The organism is Amycolatopsis sp. NPDC088138 (assembly GCF_044741685.1).
In the GTDB taxonomy this organism is placed as follows: domain Bacteria; phylum Actinomycetota; class Actinomycetes; order Mycobacteriales; family Pseudonocardiaceae; genus Amycolatopsis.
Genome location: NZ_JBIUTB010000009.1, coordinates 171,841 through 190,030, shown reverse-complemented (window position 1 = coordinate 190,030; position 18,190 = coordinate 171,841). Strand labels below are relative to the sequence as shown.

General features: G+C 71.5%; 11 protein-coding genes. 5 read left to right on the top strand and 6 right to left on the bottom strand.

The window, feature by feature from the left end; all coding sequences use genetic code 11:
- Positions 1 to 55 precede the first annotated feature (55 nt).
- A complete protein-coding gene (locus ACIOD2_RS45245) occupies positions 56 to 478 on the bottom strand; it encodes a DUF6292 family protein (protein WP_400551780.1) in 423 nt (140 codons plus the stop codon).
- A 103-nt stretch (positions 479 to 581) separates the two neighbouring features.
- On the opposite strand from ACIOD2_RS45245, the gene ACIOD2_RS45240 reads away from it, so the two are divergent.
- The 3 genes from ACIOD2_RS45240 (at position 582) to ACIOD2_RS45230 (ending at position 3,300) form a co-directional block, all read left to right on the top strand.
- Positions 582 to 1,025: an SRPBCC family protein gene (locus ACIOD2_RS45240; RefSeq protein WP_400551779.1), complete on the top strand. Its 444-nt coding sequence runs from the start codon at positions 582 to 584 to the stop codon at positions 1,023 to 1,025.
- Positions 1,026 to 1,518: 493 nt separating this feature from the next.
- The gene (locus tag ACIOD2_RS45235) at positions 1,519 to 2,421 is read left to right on the top strand and encodes an NmrA family NAD(P)-binding protein (protein WP_400551778.1); all 903 of its coding nucleotides are present in this window, start codon (positions 1,519 to 1,521) and stop codon (positions 2,419 to 2,421) included.
- Between the two features lie 69 nt (positions 2,422 to 2,490).
- Entirely contained in the window at positions 2,491 to 3,300 is an 810-nt protein-coding gene (locus ACIOD2_RS45230) for an adenylate/guanylate cyclase domain-containing protein (protein ID WP_400551777.1), read from the top strand.
- A 35-nt stretch (positions 3,301 to 3,335) separates the two neighbouring features.
- Here the strand turns inward: ACIOD2_RS45230 and ACIOD2_RS45225 are convergent, their stop codons facing one another.
- Together ACIOD2_RS45225 and ACIOD2_RS45220 are read right to left on the bottom strand one after the other, a co-directional pair.
- On the bottom strand, positions 3,336 to 7,049 hold the full coding sequence (locus tag ACIOD2_RS45225; protein ID WP_400551776.1) for a CARDB domain-containing protein: 3,714 nt from the start codon (positions 7,047 to 7,049) through the stop codon (positions 3,336 to 3,338).
- Positions 7,050 to 7,212: 163 nt separating this feature from the next.
- The gene (locus ACIOD2_RS45220) at positions 7,213 to 8,979 is read right to left on the bottom strand and encodes a sigma-70 family RNA polymerase sigma factor (protein WP_400551775.1); all 1,767 of its coding nucleotides are present in this window, start codon (positions 8,977 to 8,979) and stop codon (positions 7,213 to 7,215) included.
- Between the two features lie 130 nt (positions 8,980 to 9,109).
- Here ACIOD2_RS45220 and ACIOD2_RS45215 point away from each other — a divergent pair, with 130 nt between their 5' ends.
- Positions 9,110 to 9,568 (top strand): GbsR/MarR family transcriptional regulator, encoded by a 459-nt coding sequence (locus ACIOD2_RS45215; RefSeq protein WP_400551774.1) that lies wholly within the window; start codon positions 9,110 to 9,112, stop codon positions 9,566 to 9,568.
- Positions 9,565 to 10,383, top strand: a complete 819-nt coding sequence (locus tag ACIOD2_RS45210; RefSeq protein WP_400551773.1) for a class I SAM-dependent methyltransferase — start codon at positions 9,565 to 9,567, stop codon at positions 10,381 to 10,383. Before ACIOD2_RS45215 ends, ACIOD2_RS45210 begins: the two co-directional genes overlap by 4 nt.
- On the opposite strand, the gene ACIOD2_RS45205 is transcribed toward ACIOD2_RS45210, so the two are convergent.
- The 3 genes from ACIOD2_RS45205 to ACIOD2_RS45195 all read right to left on the bottom strand — a co-directional run bounded on the left by ACIOD2_RS45205 (position 10,373) and on the right by ACIOD2_RS45195 (position 18,188).
- The gene (locus tag ACIOD2_RS45205) at positions 10,373 to 13,786 is read right to left on the bottom strand and encodes a glycoside hydrolase family 3 C-terminal domain-containing protein (protein WP_400551772.1); all 3,414 of its coding nucleotides are present in this window, start codon (positions 13,784 to 13,786) and stop codon (positions 10,373 to 10,375) included. The two genes, ACIOD2_RS45210 and ACIOD2_RS45205, sit on opposite strands and share 11 nt — an antisense overlap.
- Positions 13,783 to 17,712: a family 78 glycoside hydrolase catalytic domain gene (locus tag ACIOD2_RS45200; protein WP_400551771.1), complete on the bottom strand. Its 3,930-nt coding sequence runs from the start codon at positions 17,710 to 17,712 to the stop codon at positions 13,783 to 13,785. The genes ACIOD2_RS45205 and ACIOD2_RS45200 overlap by 4 nt, the downstream gene beginning before the upstream one ends.
- Before the next feature lie 125 nt (positions 17,713 to 17,837).
- Positions 17,838 to 18,188 carry a TraR/DksA family transcriptional regulator gene (locus ACIOD2_RS45195; protein ID WP_400551770.1) on the bottom strand — a complete coding sequence of 117 codons (351 nt, stop codon included), beginning with the start codon at positions 18,186 to 18,188 and terminating at the stop codon, positions 17,838 to 17,840.
- Positions 18,189 to 18,190 lie beyond the last annotated feature (2 nt).

Below are 18,190 nucleotides of genomic sequence, written 5' to 3'. Positions count from 1 at the left end.
TCAGCCTCGACCGTGGCACAGGCGCCGTGCTGCCCACAACGGCGGATCGGAGGGTCTACGGCCGGCCGGGAACGTATTCACCCAGCTGCCGGGCCAGCACCTGACGGGTGACGCCGGACGGCGGCGGGCTCTTCGGCTCCGCGTGCCTGCCGGACGCGGCGTCGTCGACGAACCGCGTCACCTCCCGAGGTGGGGGCACGAGCTCGTCGCCCGCCCACCGCGCGATGACGACCGGGTCCTCGTCGGGCGCGGTCTCCACCGCGACCGTCCAGCCGCGCTTCTCACTCCACAACAGCATCACGTCGTGGCGTGGCCGGCCCGGCCACGGGCGTGACAGGGCGAGGTAGGCCGTGGCCGTGTCGCTGATCTCGACCGTCGTGCCTTCCGCGGGAACTCCGACGGCGGTGGCGACGGCCCGCACGTATGCACCGAGCCCACGCTCCAAGGCCCGGGTCGGGTCCTGCTCCGAGGACTCCATGAGCGTCACGGTAGCCGCCCGCTCCCGATCACGCCGTCCGGTGGCGCGTGGAACGGCCGGGGCCGGGGTATCCGGCGAGCCTGCGCAACGAACGGAGCACACCATGGCCGAGGTCAGCCGAGTGGTCGACGCGTCACCGGAGGCCGTCTTCGCGGTCCTCGCCGACGGCTGGTCCTACGGCGGGTGGGTGGTGGGCAGTTCGCACATCCGCGCCGTCGACGAGGGCTGGCCCGCGCCCGGGTGCCGGATCCACCACAGCGTCGGCTCCTGGCCGCTGCAGCTCGAGGACGAGACCAAGGTGACCGCGGTGGAACCCCGCCGGTCGCTGTCGCTGGAGGCGAAGGCGTGGCCGACCGGCGTCGCCGCGGTCGGGCTCACCCTCGACCCGCGCGACGGCGGCGCGCGGACGCTGGTCACGATGACCGAGCACGTCGTCCGGGGCCCGGGCCGGCTGCTGCCGGAGGCCGTGCAAAGCTTGCTGCTGGTTCCCCGCAACAAGGAGTCGCTGGCCCGGCTGGCCGACATGGCGACCGGCAAGCAGCAGTGACCTTTGCCGTCCACAGTGGACTCTTACCGCGCGCATCGGTTGTGCATCGATTTCTTGCGCTTCTGCCCGGCCTGACCCGGCAGCTGTAACGGTCGCGCAGCGAATCGCGTCTTACCTTCAGACGGAGGCCCCAGGCGCGGTCGTCGTCGACCACCGGTGCCGGTGTCCGCGGCCCGGGACGGCTTCCCCCCGACCGTCCCGAGCAGTGCGGGCGCCGGCACCGGTTCCACGTCGGGCGAGCGACCGTTCACCGGTTTGCCAGGTTTCGCCCCCTGCCCGCGGCGGGAATGCCTGAACCACGGCCCGCCCGGCACTCCCCCCTCGCGGACGGGCCGGATCCCCGGTTCCGCCGCGCTCCCCTCCCTCGGTGCGGCGGAGCCGGGACCCCCTCTCCCGAAGCCGGCTGGGCATCCGCACTGTGGCGCAGCGCACTCCACTGAGTCCTATTTCAGGACTTAGCATGTCGAAGTCATCTTTCGACGGACGGAGCACGATGAGCGGAACGATCCTCGTCACCGGTGCGGGCGGGCGGCACGGGAGCACCGGGACCCATCTGGCCCAGCGGCTGCTGGAGGACGGCGTCCCCGTGCGGATCCTCGTCCGCCGCGAATCGGACGCCAGCCGCGCGCTGCAGACGCTCGGTGCCGAGGTCGCCGTCGGGGATCTGCACGATCGGCGGACCCTCGAGCCGGCCCTGGAGGGCGTCGAGCAGGCCTACTTCGCCTATCCGGTCGCCGGCGGGGTCGTCTCGGCCGCGGCGAACTGGGCCGAGGCGGTCCGGCGGGCCGGCCGCCCGATCCGGACCGTCGTGCTGTCCATGGCGCCCGCGCACCCCGAGCACCCGAGCGCCCTCGGCCGCGAGCAGTGGCTGGCCGAGGAAGTCCTGCGCTGGGCCGGGATCGACGTGTTCGTGCTGCGCGTCATGGCGCTGTTCCACGAAAACCTCCCCCTCCTGCACGGCCGGTCCCTCGCCGACGACGACGTCATCCGCAACGCGTTCGGCGCTTCGACGCTGTCCTGGATCAACGGCAAGGACGCCGCGGAGCTGGCCGTCCGCGCCCTGACCCGGCCCGAGCTGTTCGACGGTCCCCTCGCCGAGATCCCCGGCACCGAACTGCTGACCCACCAGGAAGTCGCCGACGTGCTGACCGGCGTCCTCGGCAAGCCCGTGCGGTTCGAGCCGATCGGCGTGGACGAGTGGAAGGCCGAACTGGCCGGCGTCGTGAACGCGGACATGGCGTCGCACATCCCCAACGTGGCGGCCGCGGTACTCCGGCGCGGGACCAGCATGGCACCGGACTCGAGCCGCTACACCCAGCTGACCGGACGCCAGCCGGTCGCGCTGTCGAGCTACCTCGGCTCGATCAAGGACACCCTCGTCGACGGCCGGGCCTGACCCCGCGCACGACCGCGACGAGCGGGGCCCGTCACGTTCCGGGCGCCGGGCGGGCTACCGCCCGGTAGCATGCGGCCGGTGACGGACAGCCACGACGGACAGCCGGACCGGACGCGGAAAGCGTCCCGGTTCGTCGACCTGCTGCGGGCGGCCGACCGGCGGCCGGGCCTGATCCGGTCCGCCCGCGCGGTGCGGCGGCTGGTGCCCGGCGACCGCGACCTCGGCGACGCGCTGTCGACCACCGCGGGCCACCCGTCCGACCGGGTGGCGCGGCTGCTGGCCGAGGCGAAAGCCGAACAGCCCAGCGCGATGCGCGAGCTGGGCCTGGCCGCGGTGCAGGTGTGGCAGGCCGTCGCCCAGGGCCGCGAAAGCGACACCGGCGAGACGACGATCGTGTTCACCGACCTGGTCGGCTTCTCGAGCTGGGCCCTCGACGTCGGCGACGCGCGGGCCCTCGAACTCCTGCGCGCGGTGTCGACCGCGAGCGAGGCGACGATCGCCCGGCACCGCGGCCGGGTCGTGAAGGGACTGGGCGACGGCTTGATGGCCGCCTTCGCCGATCCCGCGGCCGCGGTCGAAGCGGCGTACGAGACGTGCGGCGCGGTCAGCGCGATCGATCTCGGCGGCTATCGCCCCCAGCTGCGGGCGGGCCTGCACACCGGCCGCCCGCGCCGGGTCGGCCGCGACTACTTCGGCGTCGACGTCAACATCGCGGCCCGGATCATGGACGCCGCCGGCGGCGGCGAGGTCCTCATCACCGGGGACGTGCTGGCGAACCTCGACCGCGACCGGTTCACCGTCCGGCGGCGGCGCAAGTTCCGCGCGAAGGGCGCGCCGAGCGACCTCGAAGTGTTCTCGGTGGTCCCCACTTACGCGTGAAGCCGGGGCGGCTCTCACCCGCCCCGGCACCAGCGTTACCTCGTCTCGCGGCGGCCCGAAGAAACCACCGCCGGGATCGGCGCCCCGTTGATCACGAACTGCGAACCCGGCTCGACGACCACGTTGCCGGTCGACGAGTTCGTGATCGACACGTTCGTCAGGGTCGCGCTGCCGCGGGCGCCGCTCATCGCGAGGATGCCCGCGCCGTTGTTCGACTTGTCGATCTTGACGTTCGTGACCGCCGCGGTCACCACGCCGCCGCCCGTCTTGAACTGGATGCCGTCGTAGGTCGAGTCGTGGATCTCGGTGTCCCGCAACGTCACCCCCGGGATGTCCTTGCTCTGCGCGAAGAACGTGATCGCGCCGAACTTCTGCTGCTCGCCCCAGAACACGCCGCCGCAGCGGTACAGGGCGTTGTTGGCGATCAGCGTCTGCCCGGAGAAGGGCAGCGGGTCGTGGTCGGTCGCCAGCATGATGCCCGGGTAGTTCATCGTGTCGTAGACGAGGTTGTTCTCGATCTTGTTCCCGTACCCGCCGTAGATCGCGATCCCGTTGGCGCGCCACGGAAGCTGGATCGTGTTGTTGGTGAACGCGTTGTCGTGCCCGATGTCCACCGACGTGTCCTTCACGTACTGGCTCGCCCACACCGCGAGCGAGTCGTCACCGGTGGTGCGGAACGACGAGTTGAACACCCGCGAGTTCCTGGTGCCGTTGGTGAAGTTGATGCCGTCGGCGTAGGTGTCGCGGATCCGCATGCCGCTGAACTCCAGGCCGTCACCCGGACCCCACAGCGCCGGGATGTTGGTGTAGTCCCGGCCGACCCACACGGCCACGTTCGCGTGCTCGATCCAGACGTTCGAGATCTTCGTGCCGGTGCCGAACCGGCCGTTGAGGCCCACGCCGCCTTCCGCGTTGCCGTCGCCGCCGCGGATCCGGCCGGAGCCGAAGATGGCGATGTCGGAGATCTGGACGTTCTTGTCGATGTCGAACCCGAAGTTGCCCTCGTGCGGGTGGTTGATCGTGCCCGCGTCCTGCGGCTGGATCAGCGAGTACAGCTGCGAGCGCCACATGCCGGCGCCCTTGACCGTCACGTTGGAGATGCCGATCTGGTTGTACTGGCCGCCGCCGTTGGGCACGTTCGGGTCGTCGGTCAGGATCTTCTTCTCCTGCCGCCACTGGCCTTCGGGGATCCAGACGCAGGCGATGACGCCGTTCTGGTCGTCGGTGACCGCGCGCTGGATCGCCGTCGAGTCGTCGACGCCGTCGTTCGGTACCGCGCCGTACTCGGTGATCGACGTGCACTCGGCCGGCTTGGCCGTCGCCGGCGCGACCTGCTCCAGGTCGACCAGGTCGATGACGTAGAACGACGCGTTGTCGCCACTGTCCCGCTGCAGCTTGAACTTCGTGCCCGGCGGGTACGACTGCGCCAGCAGCGCGTGCGACTCGTCGAACAGCCGCCGCGCGTCTCCCCCGGGCCGGTTGGTGAGGCCTTCGGGGTCGTCGGTGGTGCCGTAGAGCCAGCTGTGCGTCGAGGACAGCGTCAGCTTCTGGGCGAACGCGCCGTTGACGTACAGGCTGAGCGTGTAGTCCTGCCCACCGCCGGCCGCGGCGTCGGGCACCGAGTTGCGCACCACGATCGAGTTCGACTGGTTCGTGGACGTGACCTCCACGTACTGGCCCTGGCTCGCCAGCCGCACGGACTGTCGGCCCGACGACTCGGTCGCGAAGTTCGTGTGCCCGAACGTGCGCAGCGGGTCGGCCGTGAGCAGCTGGCCCTGGTATTGCGCGGCTTCCGCCTCGTACTCGGTGTACGGCACCGCCGCGCCGCGGCCGACGACGATCGCCCGTGAGAGCCCGTTGTTGGACTCGTTGGTCTCCGCGACGGTGTTCGTCGCGTCGGCCGTCGCGGTGAGCGTCGCGCCGCCGTTGGTCGCGGTCCACGTGCCCGGCACCGCGACGTTCGCCGTCGCGCCGGCCGCGATCGCGCCGGTGGTGGCGTCCAGCGTGGTGCCGCCGACGGTCAGCCGGGTGACGGAGCTGCCCGAGCTGCTCGTGCCGCGGTTGTGCACCGCGACGGTGAACGACACCGCCGCGCCGACCGCCGGGTTCGGCGGGTTCGACGTGATCCCGGTGACCTCGAGGTCGGGCCCCGGCGCCTGCGCGATGACGAGCTGCGTCGGGGACGTGAAGGTGTTGTTGCTGTCGTTCTGTTCCACGACGGTGTTGGCCGGGTCGACGGTCGCGGACACGCTGTAGGTGCCCTGCGGCCGGGTGCCGGCGTTCACCGTGACCGTGGCGGACGCGCCCGCGGCGAGCGCGGCGACGGCCCCGTTGCCGACGACGGTGCCGCCGAGGCTGACGTTGACCGTCGTGGCGCTCGCGTTCGCGGTACCCGCGTTCTTCACGGTCGCCGAGACCGCGAGCTGGCTGGTCTCGGTCGGGTTCGCCGGGGTCCAGGTCGTGCCGGTGACGACCAGGTCCGGGTTCGGCGCCGGGGCGCCGAGCACCTGGAACTCGGCGACCTGGCCGCCGGGGGCGCCGGAGTTGGCGGAGAACTGCAGCCGCACGTCCGCGACCCGCCCGCTGACCGGGATCGTCACCGAGTTCTGGTTGGCCGCCGGGTCGAAGCGGTAGTCGGCACGGGCCTTCAGCGAGGTGAACGCGGTCGAGCCCTGGTCACGGCCGAGGACCTCGAAGTTCTGCGTCCGCGCGCCCCAGGCCGCGTCCGGGTTGAGCTTCACGACGACCGAGTCGAGGTCGGCGTTGGCGCCGAGCTTGACCGTCAGCGTGTTCGGGTAGCCCGAGGCGGACTCCCAGTAGGTGGTGGTGTTGCCGTCGTTGGCGTTGGCGGCGACGAAGTCGTTGACCGTCGAGGACGCCTCGATCGGCTTGCCCGCGGCCAGGTTCTGGCCGACCTGGGTGCCTTGGCGCACCACGTGGTTGCTGTCGGCGGACTCGTTGCCGGCGGCGTCCTTGGCCCGCACGAAGTACTCGACGCGGGTGCCCGCGGGCCGCGTCTCGGTGAACGTGGTGCCGGTGATCGTCGTGACGAGCGCGTTGTCGCGGTAGACGGTGTAGCCGGTGACGCCGACGTTGTCCGTCGAAGCCGACCAGCCCAGCCGGATCTGGCCGGAGCCGGGCTCGGTCAGCGCGAGGTTCGCGGGCGCGGACGGCGCCTGCGTGTCCCCGGTGTCCGCGCCGTAGAGCTCGAACTCCGACAGCTGCGCGGCCGGCCACTGGGTGTTGGCGGTGACGTTCAGCCGCACGTACCGGGTCGAAGCCGTCACCGGGATCGTCACGGTGTTGCCGCCGGGGGCGAACGCGTACCCGCTCGATGCGATGAGGTCGGTGAACGAGGTGCCGTCGGTGCTGCCGCGCACGGCGAGGGTCTGGGTGCGGGATTCCCAGGCCGCGGGCAGTTTCAGCACGATCCGCGAGAGTGTCTTCGCCGAGCCGAGGTCGGCCTGGATCCACTGCGGGAACGCGTTGTTCGCGGACTCCCAGTAGGTGTCCTGGTTCCCGTCGACGGCGTTGGCGACGGGGAAGCCAGGCAGCGAGCTGCTGGCCGAGACGGTGCGGGTCAGGGGCACGTCCGCGAGCGCGGCGGGCCGGGACTGGGCGGTTTCCGGTGGTGACAGTGGCAACGATGGTGACGGCGGTGCCGCACCGGCCGCGGAGGCGAGCCCGGTGAGGGTGAGCCCCGCAGCGAGGAGACCTGCGACGAGCCGGGACAGGCGCATACGTGTCATGGCGTCTTCTCTTCTTCGAGAACAGCAGGAGGGGAGCCAGAGTCGTACGAGCATGCAACAACCGGGAGACGATCTGCAAGAACTTGACATGGATGAGTAAATTTACGACTAAGCGGCGTTGCTCCGTCAGGAGGACGCCACTTGGTCGCGCGATCGGACGGCGTCAGCCGCCCGCGAAGTCCTGGGTCAGCCACACCGTTCCGCGGGCGTCGCGGGTGACGGAGATGCCGACCCGGGTGAACGACGTGCTGAGGATGTTGCGGCGGTGGCCGTCGTCCGGCGGCTTCTCGTCGTGCATGCTCTGGGTCAGCCCGAGAGCCATCCGCGCGATCGGATCGGCCGCGTCGGCGACCGGGCCACCGGTCCCGACGTTCTCACCGGCCGAGGTCCACTGCGCACCGGCGGCGTGCTCCCGGTCGCCGAACGGCGCCTCGCCGGGGCACTGGTGCGACAGCCCGCACCCGCCGGCCATCGCCCGGTTGTGTCCGGCGGCGCTGGTGACCAGCGCGGGATCCATCCGCAGGGCAGGAAGTCCGGCCGCGGCACGCTGGCCGTTGATCATCGCGAGGACGCGTTCCGCGGGCGTGGCGACGTGCGGCGTCGTGCTGGTCTGTGGGGGTTTCGGTTGTGGCGCAGTGGATTGCGGTGTGGTGGATGTTGCCGCTTCGGTACTCGCCACCGGCGGAGCTGTCGGGGCGGTGTCCGGCTCGGTGACCGGCTTCGGTGCAGGCTGGGAGGTACCCCCGGCCAGCGCGGCGGGCGGCTGGATCGGTTGGTCGGGTTGGGAAAGGCCCACGATCCCGGCCACGCCGAGGGCGCAGACGATCGCCGCGCCGGCGGCCGCGAGGAAGGGCTTGGCGGTGAGGAGCCGGGCGAGGAAACCGGTCGCTACGGCACCACCGGCGGCAAGGGCACCCGCACCCGCGATGGCGGCTGGACTTGCTGTGGCGGCTGCACTCGCGGCCGCACCGCTTCCAGCGCCAGCAGCCATGCTTCCTCCTGCGGCGGCAGCACTTCCGGCGCCACCCGCACCAGCAGCCATACCTGCTCCAGCGGCCGCACCGCTCCCGGCGGCGGCGGTCCCAGCGGCACCAAAGGCGCCACTCGCCGCCGGGCCGGAAAGCATGTCGCTCAGATTGGTCAGCAGCTGCGGCAGGTACCCGAACGGAATAACCAGCAACGCCGCACCAGTGAGAATCCGCTCCACCGGCACCGCGTCATCGGCTTCGAGGCGGCAGCGCGCGCACTCCTCCACGTGCCGGAGGAACCGCTTGCGCCACAACGGACCCGGGCGGCCCGACCATCCCGCCGAGGCCTGCTCCAGCGCGACACAACCCGGCTCCGCGGCCAGCGCCCGCACCAACGGCCGGACCGCTTCCAGGCGGGTCTTCAGCCTGCTCACCCGGACCGTCACCAGGTGGGCGTCCAGGCGCAGGGCCTCGGCCACCTCCGTGCGCGTGAGGTGACCCGCGCGCTCGAGGGTCCACAGGGCCAGCAGCTCGCGGTCCGCCGGGTCGAGCCAGCGGGCGGCCTCGTCGACCTCTCGGCGCTGCTCGGCGATGTGCAGCCTCGCCAGGGCGATGTCGGTGAACTCGGCGTCGGGGTCCGGGCGCTCGTCGTACTCCGCCAGCGGGGCCGGGGCCGCGCTCCGGCGGCGGTGGTGCTCGCGGATCTGGTTGATCGTCACCGCGACCAGCCACGACCGGAACCGGGCGGGCTCGCGCAGGGTCTCGATGCCCCGGAGGACGCGCAGCATGGTCTCCTGCACCACGTCGTCGACGTCGGCGTCCGAGGTGAGCGCGCGGCCGGCGATGCTGTAGACCAGCGGCAGGTAGGCCGCGACCAGGGCGTCGAGCGCCGTGCGATCGCCGGCCCGCGCGGCGGTCACCTGCGCCACGTCTGCCTGCGCCAGCCGCTTCTGACCGATCACGTCCCCACCCTCACTCCGCCGACGACTTTCCCGTACGTCCAGGAGACCGGGCCCGCCCATCCTGGATCACAGAAACTGCGCCTGCGAGTGACCCGGGTCACAACGGATCCGTGTTACAGTCATGACTGTAATGACTGAAGACACGAACATGACCGACGAGGAAGCCTGGATAGAGCAGGTTTCGGCCTTCTTCGCGCGCCAAGAAGGGCTGCCGCCGATCACCGGGCGCATCCTGGGCTGGCTGATGATCTGCGAGCCCCCGGAGCAGTCCGCGGCCGACATCGCCGCCGGGATCAAGGCGAGCCGCGCGTCGATGACGGCGAACATCCGCTCCCTCACCGCCACCGGGCTGGTCCGCCGCTACACCCGGGCCGGCGACCGCACCGCCTACTACCGCCTCGACGACCAGGGCTGGGAAACCGCCGTCCGCCGGCGCATCGAAGGCATGAGCGCGTTCGAGGGCGTCCTCGAACGCGGCCTCGACCTCGTCGGCCCCGACGCCGAACGCGCGTCCCGGCTGCGCGCCGCCCGGTCCGTCTACCACTGGGTCGGCTCGCTCCTGCGACCGGAGAACGGAGACCCCCGATGACCGAACAGGTCCGCCTGAGCCAGGAGAAGGAAACCTTGCTGATGGCGCTGTACCTGCGCGCCCTCGACAACCGCCGCCGGACGCCGATCCTGGGCGACCGGTTCGCGCAGGACGTCGTCGACCGGATCGACTACGACTTCGGCCGCCTCGGCAACCTCAAGGGCAACGCGCCGCTGATCGCGACCCGCGCCCGGCAGTTCGACGCCTGGACCCGCGACTTCCTCACCGGCCACCCCGACGGCCTCGTGCTGCACCTGGCCTGCGGCCTCGACAGCCGCCCGCTGCGCATCACCCGCCCGGCGACGGCCCAGTGGATCGACGTCGACTACCCCGACGTCATCGAACTCCGCGAACGCCTCTACGGGTCGATCGAGGGCGTCCGCACGGTGGGCTCGTCGGTCACCGAGGCCGCGTGGTGGGACGAGATCCCGGCCGACCGGCCCGCGCTGGTGCTGGCCGAGGGCCTGCTGATGTACCTCGCCCCGGACGACGTGGACCACCTGGTCGACCGGGCGCTTCAGCACTTCCCCACCGGCCGTCTCGTTTTCGACGGCGTGGCGCCGTGGGTCAAGACGGTCGCCGGGATGCAGCCGTCGATGCGCCGGGCCGACACCGGCTTCCGCTGGGCGATGCCCGCGCCGGAAGCCTTCGCGGCCCAGCACCCGCCGCTGCGGCTGCTCGACGAACGGTCCGCCGTCGACCTCATCGGCGGGCACCAGACCGGCGCCGCGGCCCGGGCGGCGACGCGGGCCTTCGCCCACGTGCCCCCGTTCCGCGACGCCATGCGGTTCCTGCGCTACGGCTTCACGCGGTGAACGCCGTCGCGAAGACGTGCAGCTGCTTGTTCGCCGGCAGAGTCAGGTACGCGACCTGTTTCGACGCCGTCAGCGGCACGGAAGCCGCGTAGAGACTCACCTTCTGGTCGTGCGGGTACGTACTCCCCGCGGGCCGGTTCCAGTACGGCGTCGTCGCCACGAGCACACAACCCGGGACGGCCTGGTTGGCGTACCAGTCCGCGACGGTGAGCGTCGAGGTCGACGTCGTGCCGTCGGTGTACGTCACGGTGACCGGGCCGCTCTGGGTGCCGTTCGTGCCGGTGGTCAGCAGGTTCAGCGCCGTCCCCGAGCCGGCCAGCGTGACGCTCTGGCCGGCCGTGGTCACCGTGTCCGGCTGCCCGGCCGGGACGTCCGGCCAGGTGAACGTCGCCGCGCCGCTCGTCACCGAGCCGCCGGGGTGGACACCCACCGAGTCCAGGGCCTGGGCGGAGAAGCTGAAGCCCGCGCCGTCGAGGTTGCCCGGCGCCGGGTTCGCGTCGTCGGTGACGCCGACGTCCGTGTACGCCGCGGCCAGGTTCGGGTAGGCGACCTGCGTGCTCACCGTTCCCCGGACCGAGCCACCCGCGTACCGGGTGACGGCGGACAACGACACCGGGCCGGGCGCCGCCGACGCGCCGACCGTCACCGACCAGGTGGTCGCCACCGACTCCCCCGGCCGGACCGTCCGGGCGACGGCCGGGGTCCGCGGGGTCACCTTCCAGCCCGCCGGGACGGCCAGGCTGGTCGAAGCGTCGTGCACGGCTTCGGTGGCGCCGTTGGTGAAGGTGGTCGTCACCGACAGGGTCTTGCCGGGCGCCGCGATCGCGGGCGCGGCCACCTTGGTGAACCGCGGGCCGGTGGTGTGGTCGACGCGGAAACCGCCCGACAGCGGGAGGTTACGGGACGAGTCGCCGACCCGGACGGTGTACTTGCCGACGCCGAGTTCCCACGCGTGCGCGTCGGTGCTCCAGTACGACGCGTCCTGCGCGGTCAGCTCGAACCGGACCCGCTGCGTCTGGCGCGGCTGGAGATCAACCTTCTGGAAGCCCTTGAGCTGGTTGACCGGCTCCCCGGTGGACGCGGGATCGCTCAGGTACAGCTGGGCGACCTCGGCGCCGCGCCGCGAACCCGTGTTCGTGACGTCGGCGCTGACCGAGATCCGGCCGTTCTCACGCAGGGTGTCACCGTCCACCTTCAGGTTCGAGAACCGGAAGTTCGTGTACGAGAGCCCGAACCCGAAGGGGTACAACGGAGTCAGGTTCTTCCGGTCGTACCAGCGGTAGCCGACGTCGAGGCCCTCGGAGTACTGGACCTTGCCGTCGACACCGGGCCACTGCTCCGGAGTGGACGCCGGAACCTGGTCCAGCGACGTCGGGAACGTCACCGGCAGCTTGCCCGACGGCGCGACGTCGCCGAAGAGCAGCGACGCGATCGCGTTGCCCGCCTCCTGGCCCGGGTACCAGGCCTCGAAGACGCCCTTGACCTTCGCCAGCCACGGCATCGTCACGGCGGAGCCGGTGTTGAGCACGACGACGGTGTTCGGGTTGGCCGCCGCGACCGCGTCGATCAGCTTGTTCTGGTCCGCGGGCAGATCGATGTTGTCGAGGTCGCCACCCTCGGACTCGTAGTCGTTGGCGTAGACGACCGCGACGTCGGACTTCGCGGCGAGCGCGGCCGCCTGCCCGACGAGGTCCTCCCCCGGCGGCAGCCAGCCGAGGCTGACCGAGGCGTCGCCGCCACCCTGGTAGTAGTCGACCTCGACCTGGACCGCCTGGCTCGCGGTCAGCGGGACCTGCGCGGTCTTGGTCTGCGCGCCGTGGTCACCCCAGTTGTCGATCACCTGCTGCCCGTTGACGAGCAGCCGGCTGCCGTCGTCGCTGGTCAGGCCGAGGGTGTAGGTGCCGGTCGCGGGGGCGGTGAGCGTGCCGGTCCACTTGGCCGAGAAGTTCGTCGCGGGCACGCCGGGCGCGGGCGCCCCGCTGAAGGTGAACGCGACCTGCGGATCGGTGCGGGTCACCACCGGCGTCCCGGACGAGTCGGTGTTCGCGTAGTAGTCGCCCTGCAGCCCGCTGCCGGTGCCCGACGGCGGCTTGAGCGCACTGCTCTCGATCGGGGGCAGCGCGCTGCCGGTGCCGAGGTTGCCCTGCGCGTACTCGACGTTGATGCCGGAGCCCGCGCGCGCCTTGATGCCGTCGAACGGCGTGACCGTGCCGGTGCCGGCGATGTGCGCGCTGCCGCCGCCGGAGCTGAGCGTGTTCTTGCCCGCGCCGTCCCCGATCACCGCGACCGAGTGCAGCTTGTGCGCGTCCAGCGGCAGCAAGCCGTTGTTCTTCAACAGGACGGTGCCGTCCTCGGCGGCCTTCTTCGCCACGGCCAGGTGCCCCGCGGTGGACGCGGCGGCGTCCGGGGTGTCGGCCGACGGGTGGTCGAACAGCCCGAAGCGGAACTCCTCACGCAGGATGCGGGTGACCATGTCGTCCACCCGGGACTGCGGCACCTGTCCACTTTGGACGGCTGCCTTCAGCGTGGCGCCGAAGAAGTCCTGGCCGGGCATCTCCATGTCCATCCCGGCGTTCGCCGACGGCGCCGCGCTGTGCGTGGCACCCCAGTCCGACGTGATGAAGCCGTCGAACCCGAAGTCCTGCTTCAGGATGTCGTTGAGGTACGGGTTCTCGCAGGCGTAGGTGCCGTTGATCGAGGAGTACGAGCACATCGCCGACGACGGCTTGGCCTTCGCGACGACGTTCCCGAACGCGCTGGTGTAGATCTCGTGCACGGTCCGGTCGTCGATCACCGCGTTGTCGGCGGTGGTGTTGCGGTTTTCCTCCTGGTTGTAGACGGCCCAGTGCTTCACCTGCGCCATCACGCCCTGGGACTGGACGCCGTTGATGTCGGCCGCGCCCATCTGCCCGGCCAGGTACGGGTCCTCGCTGTAGGACTCGAACGCCCGGCCCCAGCGCGGGTCACGCACGATGTTGATCGTCGGGCCGAGGTCGACGTCGACACCCTTCGTCTTGTCCTCGGCGCCGATCACCGACCCGTAGGTCTTGGCGAGCGATGAGTCGAACGACGCGGCGACGGCGGACGCGGCGGGCAGCTGGGTGGTGTTGCCCAGGTTCACCCCCAGCGGGCCGTCCTCCATCTTCAGCGACGGGATGCACAGCCGGTCGTCGCCCGCGACGCGGCCGGTGTAGCCGCCGGCGGCGGTGCCGTGCACCATCGTGATCTTCTCGTCGAGCGTCATCTGCCCGAGGACCTGCGCGACCCGCTTGTCCACGGGTGCGTGGGACCCCACCCACGGGCACGCGGCGTTCGGTGGTGCGGGTGCGGCCTCCGCGGCCGCGGGGACGGTCGTGCCGGTGATCAGCACGGCCGCGATCAGGGCTGCTCCACGCCGTATCACGGCGTCACCTCCGCGATCCTCGAGAAACTGTTCTGTGCGGCCGCGACGGCGATCCGCACCTGGGTCGTGGTCACCGGCGCCGGGAACGGGATCCACCGGTAGACGGCGGTGTTGCCGGTGACGTGGACCTGGTCGGCCCACTGGGCGCCGTCCCAGGTCTGCACGGTGAAGTCGGTCGGGACACCGTCCGGGTTGGACGCGAAGCCGACGCCGGTCAGCGCGGTCGCGGCGGGCGCCGTGACGGTCAGGGTGTCCGGGTACTGGCTGTCGGTGTCGTCGTTCCAGAACGTCGCGAGGTCGTGGTCGATCGCGTTCGACGCGAGGTATGTGCGAGTGGCGCCGTTGACGACGTTCGGCGCGTGCTCGCTCGACGCCGACGCCGTGGTGCCGCTCGCCCAGCTGCCGAACACGGGCACGTTCACGGTCGTCTTCGCCTCTCCCCCGCGAGGTGCCTTCACGGTCACCGTCACCGGGTACACACCGCTCTTGGCCCCGGCGGGCACGGTGATCCGCACGCTGGCGGGCGTCTCGGAGGTGGCCGGGGTCAACGGGATCCCGGCCGGGGTCGCCGTCACGGTCCAGCCCGACGGCACCTGCGCGCCGAGCGTCGCCTGACCGGACACAGTGGACCGTCCTTCGACGACCACCGGGATGTCACCGCTGCCGCCCGCGGTGATGGCGGCGGGGGTGCCCGTGGTGAGCGCGAGCCGGGTGAACGGCGTGCGCGGCGGCGTCACGGTGAACGTGTAGTCGCCCGAACCGGCGGTCAGGGTGAGCGTCTCGTCGTCGGCCCGGCCGACGCTCAGCCCGGGGTCGGACTGGGCGGCGTGGCTGTCGACGAAGATCGTCCGCCCGTTCTCCCGCACCGACGACTGCTTGCCGCCGAGCAGCGGCAGCCGGATCGTCGCCTTCGCACCGACCGGAATCGTTGCGTGGTAAGTGATCGTGCTGCCGTCGCGCTGCCACGAACTCACCACGTTCCCCCGCACGGTCTGCTGCTGCGCCGTCACGTGGGTGAGGTTCCCGGCGACGGCGGGCGCGAGGGTGAACTCGCGCCAGCCGGGGGTGCCCGGCTGGATCCCGGCGAGCTGCTGCTGGAACCACTGGCCGATCGCGCCGCCGAGTCCGATGTGGTCCTTCGACGACGTGCCGTCCGGTGCCGAAGAGTTGTCCCATTTCTCCCAGATGGTTCCCGGGCCCTGGTTCACCATGTACCCGAAGCTCGGGTAGTCGGTGCGCTGCGCGATCGCGAGCGCGACGTCGTTGCGCTGGTACTTGCCGAGCGCCTGGAACACCAGGGTGGTGCCGACGAAGCCGGTCGTGACGTGGTTCTGGTGCGCCGCGATGTCGGCGACCAGGTGGTCCACTGTGGACTGCTCACGGCCCGCCGGGACGAGGCCGAACGCGAGCGGCAGGGCGTAGGACAGCTGCGTCCCGGTGCCGAAGACGCCGGTGTCGGCGGAGTAGAACCGCTTGAGGAAGCCCGTCGCGATCTGCCCGGCCAGTGCGTTGTACCTCGTGGCGTCGGCCTGCTTGCCCAGCGCTCCGGCCATCTTCGCGAGGAGCTGCGCGTCGAGGTAGGAGAAGCCAGTCTGGAAGTAGCCGTGCGGGGTGCTGACCGTCGAAAGCCAGTCGTCACCCCAGGACGTCGGCGGGTTGACGACGACGTGGTCGGCGTCGCTGATCGTGCCGAGGTAGCCGACCCACGCCTTGACGTCGTCGTAGTGCGTGGCGAGCAGCTGCGAATTCCCGTACTGCGTGTAGGAGTCCCAGATGATCTGCGGGTACGCGGTCCCCCACGCGGGGTCGGTGGCCCAGTCGGTGCGGCCGTTGACCGGCGCGACCGAGGGCAGGCTGCCGTCGGCGTTCCGGCTGGTCACCATGTCACCGAGCCACTTCGTGTAGAACGCCTGCATGTCGAAGTTGGCCATCGCCTCCTGGTCGGAGTCGGCGGCGTCGCCGAGCCAGCCGTGGCGTTCCCGGGTCGGGCAGTCCATCTGGATCGACTCGAGGTTGTTCAGCTGGGTCTGCGTGACGGCGGCCTGGATCTTGTCGAGGCCCGGGTCCGAGGTGCCGAACCGGCCCGTCGAGGCGACATCGGTGTGGATCTCCTGCGCGGTCACGGTGACGGCGGCGTCGTCGGGGACGCCGGTCAGCTCGGCGTAGCGGAAGCCGGCGTAGTTGAAGTGCGGCAGGTACGTCTCGGTGCCGGTGCCGCGGAAGGTGTAGTGGTCGGTCTGCCGCGGCGGCTCGGAGCCGTTGAAGCTGATGTTCGCGGTCGAGACGCGGCCGTTCGCGTCGAGGATCTCGCCCTTCTTCAGCGACGCCGTCGTGCCGGCCGGCTGTGCGGCCCGCAGCGTCGCCTGCCCGGTGCGGTTCTGGCCGAAGTCGTAGACGCGCACCCCCGGCGCGGGCCGGGTTTCCTTGACCGCCTGGTGGTTCGCGACGATCCGGGACGGCGGGGTCGTGTCGGGCAGCAGCTGCGTGACGCCGCTGTCGACCACCGCGGGATGCGGGCCGTAAACGCCGATCTCGGCCAGCCGGAAGGTGCAGCTCGTGCCGGCGCAGGCGAGCTTCGTCGCGGTCACCCGGACGTACCGGCCGGTGACGTCGGCGGGCAGGGTGACGGCCGCGGTGCCCGGGTTGGGCTGGTCGGCGTCCGTGCGGTCGGCGACGGTGGTCGCGGTGGCGAACGCCGGGTCGTCACTGACCTGGACCCGGTAGCGCACCGGGAAGCCGGCCCCGACGAAGTCACCGGCGGGGTCGTTGGTCGGGCGCGCCGGGAACAGCGCCACCGAGCCGATCTTCTGCGCCGAGCCGAGGTCGACCTGCGCCCACTTCGTGCTGTCGGCGGTGGTTTCGACGGCGGAGTGGTAGCCCTCCGACGCGTCGCTCGAGCCGTCGATCCCGTCGGTCGCTGCGGCCGGGGACCAGCCGCAGCAGGTGGTCGTGTCGAGTGCGGTGACCGGCTTGCCCTGCGCCAGGCTCTGGCGGTGCGACGCCGGGGCGATGGCGCGCGCGGCGGGCCAGGCGCTCGCGTCGAACCCGGCGGTGTCCCAGCCCGCGATCTCCTTGCGGGCGTCGTAGGTCTCGCCGTAGTAGAAGTCGTCACCGGTGACCGGACCCGCCTGGGTCTTCCAGCCGAGGTCGGTGCCGAAGCGCGCGGTCGAGCCGTCGGCGTAGGTGACGTTCAGCTGCGCGACGACGGACGGGCGGCCGGTGTACTGGCCCTTCCCGGTCATGAACGCAAGGGCGTTGCGGCCGGGCTTGACCAGGTTCGTGACGTCGAGGTCGCGGTAGAGCACGCGGGCGGCGTAGTCGGTCACCGCGGAGTCGAGCGCCCGGTCGGGCTGGACGCGGGCGCCGTTGAGGTGCGGCTCGGCGACCCCCTGCGCGCCGAGGTACAGCCGGGCGCGGGCGACGGGCTTGGTGACGTCGAAGGTGCCGCGGACGAGCGCGCCGTCGTCGGCCTGCAGCCACCAGGCGGTCCAGTCGGCGGGCCGGAGCAGGCCCGTGTCGAACTTCGCCGGCGCCGACCACGACGACGTCCGGCCCTCGCTGTTCCAAGTGCGCACCGACCACTGGTAGGTGCGGTCGCTGTCCAGGGCGGGCCCGGTATAGGCGACGTCGACCGAATTGCCCGACACGACCCGCCCGGAGTCCCAGTGGGACCGGGGGCCGTCGACGCGGATTTCGTACGCCGTCTGGGTTTCCGCGCGTCCGGTGTCGTTCACCGTCCACGCGAACGTCGGCTGTGGACCGGCGGCCACGACGTTCGACGTCTGGCCGTCGGCCCGCAGCGACGTCGGCGACTGCGGGCCGCCGTGCGCGGGATCGGCGCTCGCGGTCGCGGGCACGACCGCCGCGGCGAGCGCGAGCGCGACGACCGCGGCCCGTCTCTTCGTTGAGGTTCCCAGCCGGCGCATGAACGTCTCCTGACGCCATAAAAACGTTTCAATCAGCCGAGGGACTGTCTACAACCATCCCGGCGGAGAAACAAGAAACGGCGTCGTTCCTGTCCGGATCACGGCGAAGAAGACACTCGATCAGCTCAGCGCGCCTTGTTCGCGCAGCCGATGCAGATCCGCGTCGCCGGGAGGGCGGCGAGCCGCTCTTCCGCGATCGGCCCGCCGCAGCGTTCGCAGGTTCCGTAGGTACCGGCGCGCACCCGCTCGGCGGCGCGGCCGAGATCCGCGAGGTCGTCCTGGGCCTGCCGGAGAAGGGCCTGGACCTGCGCCCGCTCGAACGCGATCGTGACGCCTTCCGGATCGTGCTCGTCGTCGTTGCTGGTGAACTCCGACGCCTCGACGATGCCGTCGCGCTGCCGCGCCAGCGACGCGGCCAGCCGCGCGGTCTCCTCCCGGGCCTGCGCGATCAGCGCCATTGCCGCAGGCTCGTCCATGC

Bases quoted from the DNA above. Each gene is read 5' to 3' on its own strand.
- ACIOD2_RS45200 (WP_400551771.1), bottom strand. From the start codon at position 17,712: ATGCGCCGGCTGGGAACCTCAACGAAGAGACGGGCCGCGGTCGTCGCG.
- ACIOD2_RS45245 (WP_400551780.1), bottom strand. From the start codon at position 478: ATGGAGTCCTCGGAGCAGGACCCGACCCGGGCCTTGGAGCGTGGGCTC.
- ACIOD2_RS45235 (WP_400551778.1), top strand. From the start codon at position 1,519: ATGAGCGGAACGATCCTCGTCACCGGTGCGGGCGGGCGGCACGGGAGC.
- ACIOD2_RS45215 (WP_400551774.1), top strand. From the start codon at position 9,110: ATGACTGAAGACACGAACATGACCGACGAGGAAGCCTGGATAGAGCAG.
- ACIOD2_RS45225 (WP_400551776.1), bottom strand. From the start codon at position 7,049: ATGACACGTATGCGCCTGTCCCGGCTCGTCGCAGGTCTCCTCGCTGCG.
- ACIOD2_RS45240 (WP_400551779.1), top strand. From the start codon at position 582: ATGGCCGAGGTCAGCCGAGTGGTCGACGCGTCACCGGAGGCCGTCTTC.
- ACIOD2_RS45195 (WP_400551770.1), bottom strand. From the start codon at position 18,188: ATGGACGAGCCTGCGGCAATGGCGCTGATCGCGCAGGCCCGGGAGGAG.
- ACIOD2_RS45210 (WP_400551773.1), top strand. From the start codon at position 9,565: ATGACCGAACAGGTCCGCCTGAGCCAGGAGAAGGAAACCTTGCTGATG.
- ACIOD2_RS45230 (WP_400551777.1), top strand. From the start codon at position 2,491: ATGCGGCCGGTGACGGACAGCCACGACGGACAGCCGGACCGGACGCGG.